Origin of the sequence: Streptomyces massasporeus, assembly GCF_014648995.1 — a bacterium.
In the GTDB taxonomy this organism is placed as follows: domain Bacteria; phylum Actinomycetota; class Actinomycetes; order Streptomycetales; family Streptomycetaceae; genus Streptomyces; species Streptomyces massasporeus.
Genome location: NZ_BMSE01000022.1, coordinates 33,994 through 50,232 on the forward strand (window position 1 = coordinate 33,994; position 16,239 = coordinate 50,232).

The following is a 16,239-nucleotide window of genomic DNA, read 5'->3' on the forward strand; positions in this document are numbered from 1 at the left end:
GAGAGGACACCTTCGTGTCTGCCGTAAGACCACGCGTCGCTCTGCGCGCCCTCGCCGTCACAGCCGCACTCCCCCTGCTGCTCACCGCCTGCGGCTACGGTTCCGATGCCACTGACGACGACAAGCAGAGTGGCGTCGCGGCAGACGCCGAGAAGCTCTCCGCCGATGACGTGAAGATCGGCTACTTCCCCAACCTCACGCACGGCACCGCGCTGGTGGGCGTCCAGGAGGGGCTGCTCCAGAAGGAACTCGGCGGCACCACGATCAAGCCCTCGACGTTCAACGCCGGCCCCTCCGAGATCGAGGCGCTGAACGGCGGCTCCATCGACATCGGCTGGATCGGCCCCTCCCCCGCGATCAACGGCTTCGCCAAGTCGAAGGGCAAGAACCTGCGCATCATCAGCGGTTCCGCCTCCGGCGGCGTGAAGCTCGTCGTCAACCCGGACACGATCAAGTCCGTCGACGACCTCAAGGGCAAGAAGATCGCCACCCCGCAGCTCGGCAACACGCAGGACGTCGCGTTCCTCAACTGGGCCGCGGAGCAGGGCTGGAAGATCGACCCGCAGAGCGGCAAGGGCGATGTCTCCGTCGTCCGCACCGACAACAAGATCACCCCGGACGCCTACAAGTCCGGCTCCATCGACGGCGCCTGGGTGCCGGAGCCCACCGCGTCCAAGCTGGTCGCCGAAGGCGGCAAGGTCCTGCTCGACGAGTCGACCCTGTGGCCCGACAAGAAGTTCGTGATCACGAACATCATCGTGCGGCAGCAGTTCCTCAAGGAGCACCCGGACGTCGTCGAAGCCGTGCTGCGCGGCGCGGTGAAGACCAACGAGTGGATCAACGCGAACCCGGACAAGGCCAAGGCATCCGCCAACGAGGCACTGGCGAAGCTGTCGGGCAAGGCACTGCCCGCCGACGTCATCGACCCTGCCTGGAAGTCCATCACCTTCCTCGACGACCCGCTGGCCGCCACTCTCAACACCGAGGCGGAGCACGCGGTGAAGGCCGGTCTGCTGGAGAAGCCCGATCTCAAGGGCATCTACGATCTCGCACCGCTCAACAAGGTCCTCAAGGCCGAGGGCAAGGACGAGGTCGACGACGCCGGTCTCGGCGCCGAGTAGCCGCACCGGATCCGACAAGTTCCCAGGAGGTGCCCTGATGTCGCGCCGGGCGAGTTCGTCGGCCTCCTGGGAACTCCGGCTGCGGTACGTCGACGCCGCTCGGCCTGGTCGCGGGCCGGACTGCTCGTTCGTTCTCAGCCGATACCACCCTGAGCACGTGGCCACGTCGACCTCGGTGCCGCATCCCGTCGTGCCCAGCGCGAAGTTCACGGTCGTCGGTGGTGTCCCGGCCGGCTCCGGCCGGTGGCCTGGGTTCCGCCGTGTGGACGCCAGTTGGTGCGGGGCTGCGGCTCCTGTAGAAATGGGCCTCATGATCTCCGAGTCCTTGGTGCGACGCCTGGTCATCGACCTGTGCCGACGCCCGGGCTCGTGTTGTCGTTGATCCAGCCCTTGTGACGCGCCCGACGTGCGGTGACAGCACCCGCACCAGGGCACCTCCCCCGCTCTGCTCCAGGGCGCGCGCTCCCCCCTTCGTCCGGCATCACTCTCGCTCGGGGTCGGCAGCAGCCCTTGTCGTGTTCGACGGCGGCTGCTCCTGTCCCAGCGCTACTGGAGGACGCTCCATGTCCACAACTCCCGCTTTGCTCAAGCCTGATGACCGGGCGGACGTGATCCCCGAACCTCGCGTGCATGCGCGGGGCGGCTGGACACGCGTCCGCCATGTCGCGCTGCCGTTCGGCTCACTCCTGCTCTTCCTCGCCCTGTGGCACCTGCTGGCGGCGAGCGGAACGTGGAGCGAGACACTGGTTCCACCGCCGGCCAAGGTGTGGGACGCGTTCATCGAGGTCTCCGGCACCCATGGCGGCGTTCGGGGGTACAACGGCACCACGCTCGTCGAGCACCTGGGCATCAGCCTGCGGCGCATCGCGCTCGGCGCCGGAGTCGGCATCACCGCCGGAGTGGTGTTCGGACTGCTCATGGGCACCGTCGGCTGGCTTCGCTCACTGTTCGAGCCCTGGATCACCTTCCTGCGAACACTACCGCCCCTGGCGTACTTCTCGCTGCTCATCATCTGGCTGGGCATCAACGAGGAGCCGAAGATCACGCTGCTGGCCGTGGCCGCTTTCCCTCCCGTGGCGGTGTCCACCACAACGGCCGTCGCGGCCGTACCGAAGAGCCTGACCGAGGCCGCCCGTGCGCTCGGTGCGTCGCGGTGGGACGTCGTCAGGGACGTCGTCGTCCCGTCCGCCCTTCCGGAGACTCTCACCGGCATCAGGCTCGCCGTGGGAGTGGCCTACTCCTCCCTGGTGGCCGCCGAGTTGGTCAACGGTCTGCCCGGAATCGGCGGCATGGTCAAGGACGCGGCCAACTACAACAACACTCCTGTGGTGCTCGTCGGCATCATCGCCATCGGTGTCTCCGGCCTGATCATCGACGGCCTGCTGCTACGGCTCGAACGCACCGTCGTTCCATGGCGCGGTCGCGCGTAGTGCCCTCTCTCCTCCCCCTCTCCCCTCTGCACAGAAACGGCTCCACCATGTCCCGTGCCTCCCAAGGCCCGTCCCGCCGACTCCTCCTCGCCGGTGCGCTGGCCACCGTGTCCGCGGCCGTCACGGGCTGCTCCTCGGACGGTGAGGCGTCGGCGTCCGGCGGCTCCAAGCAGCTGCGCATCGGCTACTTCGCCTTCCCCAGCGGCGACTTGCTCCTGAAGAACAGAAAGCTGCTGGAGAAGGCGCTGCCGGACTACAAGATCACCTGGATCAAGTTCGACTCCGGCGCCAGCGTCAACCAGGCCTTCATCGGCAAGTCCCTCGACATCGCCGCGCTGGGCTCCAGCCCCTTCGCCCGCGGGGTGTCCGGCAGTTCGCCCATTCCTTACAAGGTCGCCTGGATCCTCGACGTCGCCGGCGAGAACGAGGCTCTGGTCGCGCGCAAGGCGACCGGTATCTCCGATGTCGCCGGCCTCAAGGGCAGGAAGATAGCCACCCCCTTCGCCTCGACCTCGCACTACAGCCTGCTCTCGGCGCTGAAGGAGGCCGGCCTGAAGCCGTCGGACGTCGAACTCATCGACCTGCAGCCGCAACCCCTCCTCGCCGCCTGGCAGCGGGGCGACATCGACGCCGCCTATGTCTGGCTGCCGACCCTGGACGAGCTGCGCAAGACCGGCACCCAGCTCACCAGCAGCAAGGAGATCGGCGCTGCGGGCAAGCCGACCCTCGACCTGGCCGTCGTCTCGGACGACCTGATCGCCAAGGACCCCAAAGCGATCGATGCCTGGCGCAAGGCGGAGGCCGAGGCGCTGCGCCTGATCAAGTCCGACCCGGACGGCGCGGTCAAGTCCGTCGCGGCCGAACTCGGCATCAGTGCGGCGGACGCCCGGGCGCAACTGTCGCAGGGGGTGTTCCTCACCCCGGAGCAGGTGGTCTCCGCAGACTGGCTGGGTACCGACGGCAACCCGGGCAAGCTGCTCACCTACGTCACCGACACCGGCCGGTTCCTGGCCGATCAGAAGCAGATCGGCGCCGCGCCGGCCGAGGACGTCGTCCGTGAAGCGTTCTACCTCAAGGGGCTGCCCGATGTCCTCAAGTGAGATCACGCAGGCGGCTGCTGGGACGGGCACCGTGCCCGCCGGATCGGTCCGCCTCGACCACGTCACCCACCGCTACGGCCGGGGCGGCGAGGCTTTCACCGCGGTCGGGCCGGTCGATCTGACCGTCCCGGACGGGGAGTTCCTGGTGCTGGTGGGTGCCTCCGGCTGCGGCAAGAGCACCCTGCTGCGGCTGATCGCCGGCTTCGAACAGCCCACGCAGGGCTCCGTGCTGGTTTCCGGTGGCCGGCCGCGGCCCGGTGAGACGGCCGGCGTGGTGTTCCAGACGCCACGGCTGTTCCCATGGCGAACGGTGCGGGGCAACATCGACGTGGCGCTGCGGTACGCGGGTGTCGACCGCGGCCAATGGCCCGAGCGGCGTCGGGAGTTGCTGACCAGGGTCGGCCTCGAAGGCACCGAGAACCGGCGCACCTGGGAGATTTCCGGCGGCCAGCAGCAACGCGTCGCGATCGCCCGTGCCCTCGCCGCCGAGAACCCGCTCCTCCTGCTCGACGAACCGTTCGCGGCGCTGGACGCGCTGACCCGGGAGCGGCTTCAGGAGGACGTCCGCCGGGTCGCCGACCTCACGGGCCGGACCACGGTGTTCGTCACGCACTCGGCGGACGAGGCGGTGTTCCTCGGCTCCCGCATCGTGGTGCTGACCAGGAGCCCCGGGACCGTGGCCCTGGACCTGCCGATCACCCTGCCGCGCGGGGATGTCGACGCGGAGGAGCTCCGCGGCTCCCAGGAGTTCGCCGAGCTGCGCGCGGAGGTGGCCCACGCCGTCAAGGCCGCCGCAGCGGCCTGAACCCCGTAACCAGGAAAGGACACCCCCCATGAACATCCTCAGTGAGCGGCCCCTCGTGACCCGGCTGCCCCTCACCGAACTCGGTCCGCGCTTCGGCGCCGAGATCCATGGCATCGACCTCGCACGCCTCGACGACGACCAGGTCCAGGCCCTGCGCGAGGCACTCGTGGCGTACAAGGTGCTGTTCGTGCGCGGCCAGCACAGCCTCGACGACGCCGCGCAGATCGAGTTCGGCAGACGGCTGGGTGAGGTCACAGCAGGGCACCCGGTCCACGACTCCGGTGACGTCGCCCCCGAGGTGTACTCCCTGGACAGCCAGGACAACGGGTTCGCCGACGTGTGGCACACGGACGTGACGTTCATGCGGCGGCCGCCGGCCATCTCCGTCCTGCGGGCCGTGGTACTCCCGCCGAACGGCGGCGACACCAACTGGGCCGACAGTCAGCTGGCCTACGAGTCGCTGTCGCCGGGCCTGCGGGCGTACGTCGACACGCTCACCGCGATCCACGACGGCAGCCGTGAGTTCGGCTACTACCTCGCCCAGCGCCGGCAGGGCCGCGGCAACCTGTGGGACGGGGAGGTGGTCACCGAACTGACGCCGACGGAGCACCCGGTGGTACGGGTACACCCCGAGAGCGGCCGCAAGGGCCTGTTCGTGAACCCCGGCTTCACCTCGCACATCGTGGGCGTCTCGGAGCACGAGAGCCGCGGCATCCTCGACATCCTGTACGCCCACCTCACCAAGCCCGAACACGTGGTACGCAATCGATGGCAGCCGGGCGACGTGGCCCTGTGGGACAACCGCAGCACGGCCCACTACGCCAACCGTGACTACGGCGACCAGCATCGCGTCATGCACCGGATCACGCTGCGCGGTGACACTCCGGTCGGCCCCGCCGCCACGGGCCGCTGACTCACGCGTCGCGCAGGTCGCCGGCATGCCGACGGCGACCGCCCTTCACGCTCGGGCGGTCGCCGGGCCGACAGCAGCGGGACGACATCGGCGAGAGGGGCGCCCGCCTAGGCGATCACATGCGTCATCGGGGGGATCCCGTGCCAGCGAACGGGACCTGAGCCGATGCCACGGTCTGCGGGAAGGGATGCTGCCACAGGCCCTGCGCCTCGAGCCTCGGCAGGACGCCCTCGCCGAACCAGTAGGCCTCCTCCAGGTGCGGGTAGCCGGAGAGGACGAACTCCTCGATGCCGAGGGCCGCGTACTCCTTGATGCGTTCGGCGACCTCGTCGTGGCTGCCGACCAGGGCGGTGCCCGCGCCGCCGCGCACCAGGCCGATGCCGGCCCACAGGTTGGGGTGGATCTCCAGGGCGTCCCGGTTGCCGCCGCCGTGCAGGGCGAGCATGCGCTGCTGCCCCGCGGACTCGCTGCGGGCGAGTCCGGCCTGCACGGACGCCACGGTCTCCGGGTCGAACCCGTCGAGCAGCCGGTTCGCCTCCGCCCACGCCTGCTCGGAGGTGTCGCGGGTGATGACGTGCAGCCGGATCCCGAACCGGATGCTGCGCCCCTGCTCGGCCGCCAGCTTCCGGATCCAAGCGATCTTCTCGGCGACCTGCGCCGGCGGTTCGCCCCAGGTGAGGTACACGTCCACGTGCCGGGCGGCGACCTCTCCGGCGATCGGCGAGGAGCCCCCGAAGTAGACCTCGGGGACCGGGTCGGGCACCCGGGCCAGCGTCGCGTCCGCCACCTGGAGGTGTTCGCCGTGCAGGTCGACGGTCTTGCCCTCCCACAGCGCCCGCACGATCTGCAGGAACTCGCCGGTGCGGCGGTACCGGGCGTCCTTGTCGAGGAAGTCACCGTAGGCGCGCTGTTCGTGGCTTTCGCCGCCGGTGACGACATTGAGCAGCAGTCGACCGCCGGTCTGCCGCTGGAAGGTGGAGGCCATCTGCGCGGCGAGGGTGGGCGAGACGAAGCCGGGCCGGAAGGCGACGAGGAACTTCAGGCGTTCGGTGTGCTGGGCGACCATGGCCGTCGTCAGCCACGCGTCCTCGCACCACGCGCCGGTGGGCGTGAGCGCCCCGACGAAACCGAGGTCCTCGGCGGCGCGGGCGATCTGGCTCAGGTAGGCGACCGTCGGCGGCCGGTCCCGGCCGGACGCGGTGGCCGGGGTGCCGTGGCCGCCGCCGACGACATGACGGCTGTCGCCGTTGGTGGGCAGGAACCAGTGGAACGTGAGGGACACCGAGGGTCTCCGATCGTGAGGTGGGGGTGGTCAGAGCAGTCCGTGCCGGGGCGGTCTGGTGCCGTTGAGGACGTAGCGGCCGATGTGCTGGACCTTCCAGCGGACCGGGTCGTGCAGGGTGTGGGTGCGGGCGTCACGCCAGTGGCGGTGCAGGCCCAGGGAGTCGAGCGCCGAGCGGGTGCCGGCAACCTCGAAGAGGGCGCTGGCGACCTCGACGGCCGTCTCCGCCGCGCTCACCTTCGCGGTGGCCACCGCGATCGACGCCTCGGCGGCCGAGTCGTCGGTCAGGTCGTCCCGGGCGGCGTCGACCGCCCGGGCGGCCTCGCGCAGCAGAGCCTCCGCCGCGCGCACCCGGATCGCGAGCTCGCCGAACCGCTGGATCAGCAGCGGATCCTCCGCGGCCGTCTCCAACCCGCTCTCGAACCAGGGCCGGCTCTTCGTGCGGACGAACTCCACGGCCTCCGCCAGCGCGGCGGAAGCGATGCCCGCATCGATGGCGGCATGCAGCAACTGAGCTATTGCTCCGTGAAGTTGAGGTCCCTGGAAGGTGAGATGGTGAGGTACGACCCGGTCGGCGGGTACGGGCACCCCCTCCAGTCGGACGGTTCCGCTGGCCGTGGTGCGCTGCCCCATACCGTCCCAGTCGTCGACGACCGTCAGGCCGGGGGCGTCGTGCGGTACGTACGCCACGTGCAGGGTGTCGTCGTCGGCGCGGGCCAGGACGGGGATCCAGTGGGCGAACAGCGCGCCCGTGGAGTAGTGCTTGAGGCCGTCGAGTACGTACGAACCGTCCGGGCCGCGCGCGAGCCTGGTGCGGATGTCCTGCACATGCTTGGTGCCCGCCTCTGACTGGGCGTTGCCGAACCGCCGGCCACGCAGCACCTCCCCGAAGAAGAACTCCTGCTGGGCGTGTGTCCCCTGGCGGCGCAGCACGTTGACGTAGACGAAGTGGCTCTGCGGGATCTGAGCCAGGCTGGCGTCGGCGGCGGCCAGCAGCCGGAAGATCTCGGCGAGCGTCCCGGCCCCGACGTCGGCGCCGCCGAACTCGGCCGGCACGCTGACGGCCGGCAGACCCGAGGCGGACAACCGTTCCAGTTCCGCGTGCGGGAGCCGGCGCCGCACGTCCCGTTCAGCGGCCTCCTTGCGGAAGTCCGCGGCCAGTTCGGCGGCGACGGCGAGAGCCTCGGCGTCATCGGCGATCACGTGGACCGCGCTCATCCGGTCGCCGCCAACAGTGCCGTACGGCCTCCCAGCGCGGCGGAGAACTGGTCCGTGACCTGGGCCAGCGCCTCGGCCGAGCCGGGTGCGACGGTCAGGGAGCCGTCGTCGCCCACGGTGATGTCCTTGTCGAGGGTGAACCAGCCCGGGACGATGTGCGCGGCACCCATGGAGCTCAGCACGGGCCGCAGGGCGTAGTCGATGGCCAGGACGTGGGCGGTGGAACCGCCGGTGGCCAGCGGCAGGACCGTCTTGCCGGCCAGTGCGTACTGCGGGAGCAGATCCAGCAGGGACTTCAGCAGCCCCGAGTAGGCGGCCTTGTAGACGGGGGTGCCCACCACCACCCCGTCCGCCTGTTCGACCAGGGCGGTGGCTCGGACGATCTCGGGGTGCCGGAAGTCCGCCCCGAGGAGCGCTGTGGCGGGGATGGTGCGGACGTCCAGCGGGATCACTTCGTGTCCCTGCGCGGTGAGCCGTGCGTCGAGGTGGCGCAGCAGTCGCTGGGTGCGGGAGGTGGCGGAGGGGCTGCCGGAGAGCGACAGGATGGTGGCCATGCGAGGACCTTCCGTTCGTGGGCTGTTCGAGGGCGCGCGGCGTTCAGGCCTGGGCGGTGACGGCCTCGGATTGCGGCTCCTGCGCCTCCAGTTCGCGCACGAGGGGCAGTACTCGCTTGCCGAAGTACTCGACCTCCTCGTGGTAGTGCAGGAAGCCGAGGAGGAAGAGGTCGACGCCGAGTCGCTTGTAGGCGACGATCCGTTCGGCGATCTGCTCGGGAGTGCCGATGAGCCCCGTACGGAAGCCGTCGTTGTACTGCACGAGGTCGTCGAAACCGGAGTCCTGCCACATTCCCTTGCCGTCGGCGGTGGACTGTCCGGCCTGCCGGACGGCGTCACGGAAGCCGTGCACGGCTTCGGTGTCGGCGTGGGCGACGATCTCGCGGAGCGTCTCGCGTGCCTCGGCCTCGGTGTCGCGGGCGATGAGGAAGCCGTTGAGGCCGAACTTCGGTGGCGTACGGCCTGCTTGGGCGGCGGAGGCCCGGACGTCGTTGATCTGCTCGGTGACGCCGTCGAAGTCCTTGCCGTTGCTGAAGTACCAGTCGGAGACGCGGCCGGCCATGGCGCGGGCGGCGGTGGAGTTGCCGCCCTGGAAGATCTCGGGGTTCGGGCGCTCGGGAGTGTTGAGGGGTTTGGGCTTGAGGGAGAAGTCGCGCACCCGGTAGAAGTCACCGGCGAGTTCGGCGTGGTCCTCGGTCCAGATGGTGCGCAGGGCCGTGATGAACTCCTCGGCGCGCCGGTAGCGTTCGTCGTGCTCCAGCCACGGCTCGCCGAGGGCGGTGAACTCGCCCTTGAACCAGCCGCTGACGACGTTGACGGCGAAGCGTCCGTTGGACAGGTGGTCGGCGGTGGCGCCGAGTTTGGCGAGGACGCCCGGGTGCCACAGGCCGGGGTGGACGGCGGCGATGACCTTCAGCCGCTGGGTGGCGAGCAGCAGGGCGAGGCTGAAGCTGGTCGACTCGTGCTGGTACTCGGCGCCGTAGCTGGCCATGTAGCGGACCTGGCTGAGGGCGTAGTCGAAGCCGTTGTTCTCGGCGAGGACCGCGAGCTCACGGTTGTAGTCGTAGCCCCAGTCGGTGCGCTGCTCGACGGTGCTGGTGACCAGGCCGCCGCTGACGTTCGGCACCCAGTAGGCGAAGCGGACGGGGTCGGATACGGGCGGTACGGACATGGGGGGACTCCTGGGGAGAGCAGAGATCGCGCGCGAAGAACGCAGGCGTCGGCACAGGAAGGTGCTCGCCGGAGGGAATTCAGGCGCGCCGGAGCAGCGGTGCCGGAAATTCCGTCAGCGGGACGGAAAAGGTCCGGGACCGCAATTCATGATCGGAGGAGGCGCAGAAAGCGAGTGGGAGGGTTTCCCTCGGGTGCGCTGCGCTCAGACGCGGCAGCGACAACAGGAACTGCAGACACGCGCGAGGTCGACGTGGCGTCGTCGCGTGAGGTCCTGTCGCTTCATGTCAACAATCCAACCAAGCGTGAGTCCGACCGGTCAAGCAGAGCCGGAGGTGAATCCACATGGTGAGAGTCGGTATTCACGAGGTTGTGACAGGGATTCCCTTGAACCCGGTCCGCGGTCGGCACAGTCTCCTGTCGTGCGCATAGAACAGCTGGAATACATCGCCGCCGTCACCCGGTTCGGTTCGCTGCGGCGCGCCGCGGAGGAACTGCACTTGTCACAGCCCGCGTTGAGCGAGACCGTGCGCAATCTGGAGCGGGAGCTCGGCGTGGACCTGCTGGAGCGCAAACGGTCCGGGGCGAAGGTCAGCGACGAGGGCAGGGAGCTGCTCCCGCACATCATGACGGTGCTGGACGCGGTGGACCGGCTGCGCGGCGCGGCCGGTGATCAGCACCGCATCAGCCGCATGGTGCGGCTCGGCACGGTCAACACCGCCACCGTCCCGTTGCTCATCCCGACCGTGCGGGAGTTCCGGTCCGCGCACCCGGCCACCCAGGTCGAGGTGGTCGGCGCGCAGCAGGCAGACATCCAGCGCGGACTGCTGGAGGGCGCCTTCGATCTGGGACTGGTGAACTATCTGCGGGGCGACGACATGCCGCCCGGCTTCGACACGACCGAGCTGCTGCGCGGGAGGCCCGTGGTGTGCGTGCGTCCCGACAGCCCGCTGGCGGCCCTGGACGCGGTGGATGTGGACAGCCTCCTGGCCGAGCCCCTCATCGTGATGCGGTCCGGCTATGTCATGCACCGCTTCGTCCACCGGCTGCTGCGCGGCAGGGCACCCTCCTTCTCGTACTCCACCGACGGCGCCGAGATGGGCAAGCTGATGGTCGCCGAAGGGCTGGGGGCCACGGTGCTTCCCGACTTCAGTGTCATCGGCGACCCCTTGGAGCGGCTCGGCACCATCACCGTGCGGCCACTCGCCGGGGACGAAACCGACGTGCTGCTGGTGCTGCAACGCCGCCACGCCGTCTCCGTCCCCCGGGCCGTGCGTGATCTGCACGCGTTGTTCGTACGCAATGCCGGACGGCACCGAGCGGAGTAGGACGGACACGGGCTGCTCGCGGACCGGAGACGGCGGACCCGTCCCCGAACGGCAGCGCCCTGGCCACGGCCCTCGCCCGGACGGACGTGCCTGTCCCGAGCTCCGTACGCTCGTCGAGGCGGTCCCCCGCGAGGCTGGTGGTACACGACCAGGGTTCCGGCCGGACAAGTGATCGCACACCTCACGGACACCGACCTGACCGACTCCGCACTGCGCACCGCCGAGGGACTCCTCGGCGGGATCGGGAACACCCGCCACGTCCGCACCCGCCTGGACGGCTACGACCCGGCCGACGCCCCGGCGCCACGCTGGACCTCGGCGCACGGGCTGCGCCTGTACCCGGCAGCCGGTCCCGGATGGATCGCCGCCGGAGACGCCGCCCTCGCCTTCGACCCGCTCTCCGCATCCTCGACGCCCTCCACACCGGAGCCCGCGCCGGCCTGACCGTCGACCGGTGCCTGTCCGGCCAGCCGGCCGCCCTCGCGGACTACTCCCTGTTCCTGAGCAGATCACGGGCGCCTACGCGCGGCCTCGCGCCGAGACCTATGGCCAGGAACAGCGTTGGCCGGGCCATACCTTCCGGAAACGCCGGCAGCACGCACACTGACGCGGTGCGCCGCGCGACGCGGAGGGGAGGAGTAGGCCTGTTTTGCGCCTGTCCCCCACCGCCCGGTCCCGACACACTGGCCCCCGGACCAGACCTGTCCGAGCCCGGGTTCGTCCAAGCAGGGGGAAGGATGCTCATGAGGTTGCGCATGCTGCTCGCGGGAGGCGCCGCCACCATCGCGGCTCTCGGCCTGACGACCGCCCCGTCCGGCGCCGCGGACCAGGAGTCCACCGGCCTGAAGTTCGGTCGCTCGGCGCTGGCCTGGGACTGCCCGCAGGGGTACGTCTGCTTCTATTCCGGCGCCGACGGAACCGGCGCCTGGTGCGGGTCGGAGGTGTCGATCGCGAACTCGGGGTGTGGCGCTCGCCGCTCGTTCTTCAACAACGGCTACGCCTCTCCCGGCCAAGATCACGTGCGTGTGTACAACAGCGCCAACTACACGGGCGCCATGCACGGGTGCCTTCACTACGGGTGGGCCGAGGGGCGCGGCAACTTCGCCGGTGCCGTGAACATCGGCTCCTACCGGTGGGGAGGGGAGTGCTGACGCTACAGCGCACGGCTCCAAAGGCCCTGCGCGCGATCCCGCCCCACCCCGGCGCCGAACTGGCTGGGACTGATCAGCGAGGCCGGATCGCCGCCTCGGCCGCTGCCTTGATCCGGGCACCGAAGGCGGAGGCGTCCTTGCGGGCGGCGGTGAGCGCCAGGCCGACCAGCAGCTTGCCGAGTCCATGGCCTTCCAACACGTTGTAGAGACGGACCCGCGTCCTGCCCTCGGCCAGCGGCTCCAGGTCGTAACCGCCCTCAGCCACAGCCACGCTGTTCTTGGACACCTCGGTCCACCGGATCCGCGCAGGGGCTTCGAGTTCGGTGACACGGAACTCCCTGGCTGTCTTCACCCCGGCGTCCTTGACCGTGCTGCGGAAGACCGTTCCCACGGCGGTCGGGGCCTCGGGAAGCCGCTCGATCCTCAGCACACGGGGGCTGAACTGCGGATCGTTGCGCCCGTCGGCGAGGTATTCGAACACCTCCTCGACGGGCCGGTCGATCTCGGTGATCGCTTCGAACTGTCCTGACATGAGGGCTCCTCGGTCACATGGCCCGCGCGGTCGTGAAGGTCGTCAGTGCGTCCTGCTGTAACGGCATCGAGACCCTACGGGAGCGCCAGGCGTCCCGCGAGGCGACAAGCAGGTCGGACATCTGCCGTGCATAGCGATACCCCTGGAACGTAAGGTCCGTCGTTCTGTGTCTGGCGGTGTGCGAGGAAGGCCGGGGGGGGATTGGAGGGCCGCGATCGCTGGACCAGGTCCGGGGTCAGGTTGCGCAGGGTCTCGAAGCGTGAAGGGCCGTGGAACGGGCTGTTCGTTCCCGGCGGGCCGGGGCTGGGGGCCGAGTCCGTGGCGGGGCTGGCCCTTGCGGTCGACGTCCCGGGCACGGCGTGGCTGGTCGACCTGCCGGAAGATGGTTCCAACCGTGGTGTGTCTCAGGTGCCCGCCCGTCCCTACGAGTAAGGGCCGACTGTGCTGGCCGAGGCGGCCCGGCTTCTGGACGACGTGGTCATGGTCGGCCATTCCACGGGCGGGATGTTCATGCTGCCCTGCCCCGAGCTGGAAGGGCAGCTCGCGGGTATGGCTCTGGTGAGCAGCGCCCCGCAGGCCGGCCGGCGCCAGACCCTTGCCCGGTGGGCCGGGGCCCGTCCGGTCGCGGGTCCGGCAGAGGCGGCCGATGCCTGCGGACAGGACCCGAACGACGAAACCTTGCGCCTGCTCATCCTCGCCGCCGCGGAGTGGAACTTCACCTCTGAGGGATTGGCCGCCCGTCATACCCTGCTGGACGGTCTCCCCTACTGTCACGACGCGGTTGCCTGGGCCGACGCCCACTTCGATGCCCCGTACCGGGCCCGCTGGAAGCCGCACAGCGGCCTTCCGGCGCTCATCGTGAGCGGCGCCGAAGCCCACGTGGTCGACCAACACCTCTGGGGGCGAACCGGCCCTCGGCCGGGCCCACGTGCTGCGGCGCACGATCGAGGGCGCCGCCCACCTCCCCTGGGTCGCAAACCCCCGAGCGGTCGGCGCGGCGTTCGCAGAGCTGAGCGCTTCACTGAGCCGCGGCAGGTGACCGAGCTCCGCGCGGGCGCTTCCGGGCCCACCAGCAGGTGACCCCTCACCCCCGTCGGCCTTGCGGAGTACGGGACGTGGGGCTGCTGCCCGCCATGGGGCAGCAGCCCGGGCCGCCAGGGTGAACGGTGCGCTGCCGCTTCAGGCGTTCGTGACGAACCGCTCCCACGCGCGGTGCTTGGACATCGGTTCCCGCAGCTGCTCCAGAACGGAGATACCGTGCCGGCCGACCACGACGCCCGGCGCGTCGGCGGGGATCCCGGCCGCTTGAAGCGCCGCGTCGCCGCCCGCCCAGGCGCCGATCGCCTTGCCGTGGCGGAATGCCTCCGACAGCAGCAGGCTCACCCTCGGGTCGACCGCCCCGGGCGCACCGGCGGGCTGTGCCTTGGCGTCGCGGGAGCCGTAGGCGTCGCTGCCGGCGGCGGGTGCCCCGGCCACGAGCAGTGCGTCGAACTCGATGGACCGGGCGGTCACGAACGTACGCTGTACGGTGACCGCGTCGTCGCCGCTGCCGAGCTTGCCGCCCGAGGGGGCGATGATCAGCGGCACCATGTCCGCGCCGAGCACCGCCTCGCGCACCGCCCGCACACCGTCCAGATCCCCGTCCGGACCGGTGACGATGCCGATGAGGCGGCCGTCCGTGGGCCAGGACTGCCCGACCTGGGACAGCGCCGGGCTCGGTTCGACCTCGGCCGGCGGCACGGTCGGCTCAGGGGCCGGCAGCCCCAGGCCCTCGGCGACGCCCGCGCACAGCTCCGCGTCGATGTTGGCCAGCACCTGCAGGGCCCGCTCCTTGATGGCCTGTTCGTAGCATTTGCCGAGCTCGAAGGTGTAGGCGGCGATGATGTGTTCCCGCTCCACCGCGCTCATGCTCAGCCAGAACCTGCGCGGCTGGCTGAAGTGGTCTGAGAAGGACTCGGGAGCCTCCCGGACCTTCGTCGCCTCCGGCACCCGTACCGGCGTTTCGATGTACGCCCCGGTGTCCGCGCCTGCCAGGAACGGGCAGCCGCCGTCGAGCGAGTTGGGGCGGTACGGTGCGACACCCCGGTGCACGGCGTCCTGGTGGAAGCCGTCCCGCAGCATGTCGTTGACCGGCGAGTGCGGCCGGTTGATGGGGATCTGGGAGAAGTTCGGGCCGGCCAGCCGGGTGATCTGGGTGTCCAGGTAGGAGAACAGCCGTCCGGCGAGCAGCGGGTCGTCGGTGATGTCGATGCCGGGCACGAGGTGACCGACGTGGAAGGCGACCTGCTCGGTCTCCGCGAAGTAGTTCGACGGGTTCCGGTTCAGTGTCAGCAGTCCGATCGGCTGGACGGGGGCGAGCTCCTCGGGGACGAGGTTGGTCGCGTCGAGCAGGTCGATGCCCTCGAAGGTCTGGTCGGGGGTGTCGGGGAAGGTCTGGATGCCCAGCTCCCACTCCGGGTACGCGCCCGCCTCGATGGCGTCGGCGAGGTCGCGGCGGTGGAAGTCGGGGTCGACGCCTCCTGCGATCTGTGCCTCCTCCCACACCAGGGAGTGCACACCGAGCTTCGGCTTCCAGTGGAACTTCACCAGCGTGGTGGAGCCGTCGGCGGCCACCAGGCGGAAGGTGTGGACGCCGAAGCCCTCCATCGTCCGGTACGAGCGCGGGATGCCCCGGTCGGACATGTTCCACAAGGTGTGGTGGGTGGCCTCGGTGTGCAGCGTGACGAAATCCCAGAAGGTGTCGTGCGCGCTCTGGGCCTGCGGGATCTCCCGGTCCGGGTGCGGTTTGCCGGCGTGGATGACGTCCGGGAACTTGATGGCGTCCTGGATGAAGAAGACCGGGATGTTGTTGCCGACCAGGTCGAAGACGCCCTCTTCGGTGTAGAACTTGGTCGCGAATCCGCGGGTGTCCCGCACCGTGTCGGCGGAGCCCCGGGAGCCCAGCACCGTGGAGAAGCGCACGAACACCGGGGTTTCCGCGCCCGCCGCCAGGAACGCCGCCTTCGACACGGTGGCCGCGGTGCCGTAGCTCTTGAAGACGCCGTGGGCAGCGGCGCCGCGGGCGTGCACGACTCGCTCCGGGATGCGCTCGTGGTCGAAGTGCATGATCTTCTCGCGCAGGTGGTGGTCCTGCAGCAGTACCGGCCCGCGTGGGCCTGCCTTGAGCGAGTGATCGGTGTCGTACAGGCGCGTGCCCTGAGCATCGGTGAGGTAGGCGCCGGACTGGGCCATGCGTGCCTGGGCCGCGCCGGTCGCCTGTCCTGTGGGTGACATCGTGTCCGGGCCGCTCTGGTCGGGCTTCGGCGGCAGGGGCTCGCGCGGTTCCGTGGACTCCGCGACACCGGGGGATTCCGGGGCCGGCTTGCCCGGGATTCCTTCCTCCGGTCCCGCCCCGGCGCCCTGGACGGCTTCGGTGACCTTGTCCGCCGCCCGCTTGAGGGGATTGGGCTGGCTCATCGTTATCGTTCCTCCGCGTCTGACCGGCCACGGCCGGCGCGGCCATGTGCACGGGGGGTGCCGTGAGATCCGGCGCCGGGTACCCGGCTGTTCCGTACTAATCACCGGTCGGGCTCGACGGGCACGGTCATCACAACGGTTCCACGCGGCCGTGCCCTTCGCACCCGGCGGGTGTCAGG

General features: G+C 70.1%; 15 protein-coding genes. 9 read left to right on the forward strand and 6 right to left on the reverse strand.

Features of this window, described 5'->3' with window-relative positions:
- Positions 1-14 precede the first annotated feature (14 nt).
- The 5 genes from IE153_RS34345 to IE153_RS34365 all read left to right on the forward strand — a co-directional run bounded on the left by IE153_RS34345 (position 15) and on the right by IE153_RS34365 (position 5,369).
- On the forward strand, positions 15-1,121 hold the full coding sequence (locus IE153_RS34345; RefSeq protein ID WP_189593624.1) for an ABC transporter substrate-binding protein: 1,107 nt from the start codon (positions 15-17) through the stop codon (positions 1,119-1,121).
- A 563-nt stretch (positions 1,122-1,684) separates the two neighbouring features.
- Positions 1,685-2,551 (forward strand): ABC transporter permease, encoded by an 867-nt coding sequence (locus tag IE153_RS34350; RefSeq protein ID WP_229829310.1) that lies wholly within the window; start codon positions 1,685-1,687, stop codon positions 2,549-2,551.
- A gap of 47 nt (positions 2,552-2,598) precedes the next feature.
- Complete coding sequence (locus tag IE153_RS34355; protein WP_189593625.1) at positions 2,599-3,651, forward strand: taurine ABC transporter substrate-binding protein; 1,053 nt, start codon at positions 2,599-2,601, stop codon at positions 3,649-3,651.
- Positions 3,638-4,456 carry an ABC transporter ATP-binding protein gene (locus tag IE153_RS34360; RefSeq protein ID WP_189593626.1) on the forward strand — a complete coding sequence of 273 codons (819 nt, stop codon included), beginning with the start codon at positions 3,638-3,640 and terminating at the stop codon, positions 4,454-4,456. The genes IE153_RS34355 and IE153_RS34360 overlap by 14 nt, the downstream gene beginning before the upstream one ends.
- A 28-nt stretch (positions 4,457-4,484) precedes the next feature.
- On the forward strand, positions 4,485-5,369 hold the full coding sequence (locus IE153_RS34365; RefSeq protein ID WP_189593627.1) for a TauD/TfdA dioxygenase family protein: 885 nt from the start codon (positions 4,485-4,487) through the stop codon (positions 5,367-5,369).
- 124 nt (positions 5,370-5,493) lie between these two features.
- Here IE153_RS34365 and IE153_RS34370 read toward each other — a convergent pair whose 3' ends face one another.
- The 4 genes from IE153_RS34370 to sfnG are packed head-to-tail and all read right to left on the reverse strand — an operon-like array spanning position 5,494 to position 9,594.
- Entirely contained in the window at positions 5,494-6,651 is a 1,158-nt protein-coding gene (locus IE153_RS34370; protein WP_189593628.1) for an LLM class flavin-dependent oxidoreductase, read from the reverse strand.
- A gap of 30 nt (positions 6,652-6,681) precedes the next feature.
- A complete protein-coding gene (locus IE153_RS34375; RefSeq protein WP_189593629.1) occupies positions 6,682-7,869 on the reverse strand; it encodes an SfnB family sulfur acquisition oxidoreductase in 1,188 nt (395 codons plus the stop codon).
- Positions 7,866-8,423 carry an NADPH-dependent FMN reductase gene (gene ssuE, locus IE153_RS34380; protein WP_189593630.1) on the reverse strand — a complete coding sequence of 186 codons (558 nt, stop codon included), beginning with the start codon at positions 8,421-8,423 and terminating at the stop codon, positions 7,866-7,868. Before ssuE ends, IE153_RS34375 begins: the two co-directional genes overlap by 4 nt.
- A gap of 43 nt (positions 8,424-8,466) precedes the next feature.
- The gene (sfnG, locus tag IE153_RS34385) at positions 8,467-9,594 is read right to left on the reverse strand and encodes a dimethylsulfone monooxygenase SfnG (RefSeq protein WP_189593631.1); all 1,128 of its coding nucleotides are present in this window, start codon (positions 9,592-9,594) and stop codon (positions 8,467-8,469) included.
- A gap of 421 nt (positions 9,595-10,015) precedes the next feature.
- Here sfnG and IE153_RS34390 point away from each other — a divergent pair, with 421 nt between their 5' ends.
- The 3 genes from IE153_RS34390 to IE153_RS34400 all read left to right on the forward strand — a co-directional run bounded on the left by IE153_RS34390 (position 10,016) and on the right by IE153_RS34400 (position 12,072).
- Complete coding sequence (locus IE153_RS34390; RefSeq protein WP_189593632.1) at positions 10,016-10,921, forward strand: LysR family transcriptional regulator; 906 nt, start codon at positions 10,016-10,018, stop codon at positions 10,919-10,921.
- Positions 10,922-11,089: 168 nt separating this feature from the next.
- Positions 11,090-11,365 carry a hypothetical protein gene (locus IE153_RS34395; RefSeq protein WP_189593633.1) on the forward strand — a complete coding sequence of 92 codons (276 nt, stop codon included), beginning with the start codon at positions 11,090-11,092 and terminating at the stop codon, positions 11,363-11,365.
- Positions 11,366-11,664: 299 nt separating this feature from the next.
- The gene (locus tag IE153_RS34400; protein ID WP_189593634.1) at positions 11,665-12,072 is read left to right on the forward strand and encodes a peptidase inhibitor family I36 protein; all 408 of its coding nucleotides are present in this window, start codon (positions 11,665-11,667) and stop codon (positions 12,070-12,072) included.
- A 73-nt stretch (positions 12,073-12,145) separates the two neighbouring features.
- Here the strand turns inward: IE153_RS34400 and IE153_RS34405 are convergent, their stop codons facing one another.
- The gene (locus IE153_RS34405; RefSeq protein ID WP_189593635.1) at positions 12,146-12,604 is read right to left on the reverse strand and encodes an SRPBCC family protein; all 459 of its coding nucleotides are present in this window, start codon (positions 12,602-12,604) and stop codon (positions 12,146-12,148) included.
- 441 nt (positions 12,605-13,045) lie between these two features.
- Between IE153_RS34405 and IE153_RS34410 the strand changes: the two genes are divergently transcribed.
- Complete coding sequence (locus tag IE153_RS34410; RefSeq protein ID WP_189593636.1) at positions 13,046-13,684, forward strand: hypothetical protein; 639 nt, start codon at positions 13,046-13,048, stop codon at positions 13,682-13,684.
- Positions 13,685-13,783: 99 nt separating this feature from the next.
- Here the strand turns inward: IE153_RS34410 and IE153_RS34415 are convergent, their stop codons facing one another.
- A complete protein-coding gene (locus tag IE153_RS34415; protein ID WP_189593637.1) occupies positions 13,784-16,060 on the reverse strand; it encodes a catalase in 2,277 nt (758 codons plus the stop codon).
- Positions 16,061-16,239 lie beyond the last annotated feature (179 nt).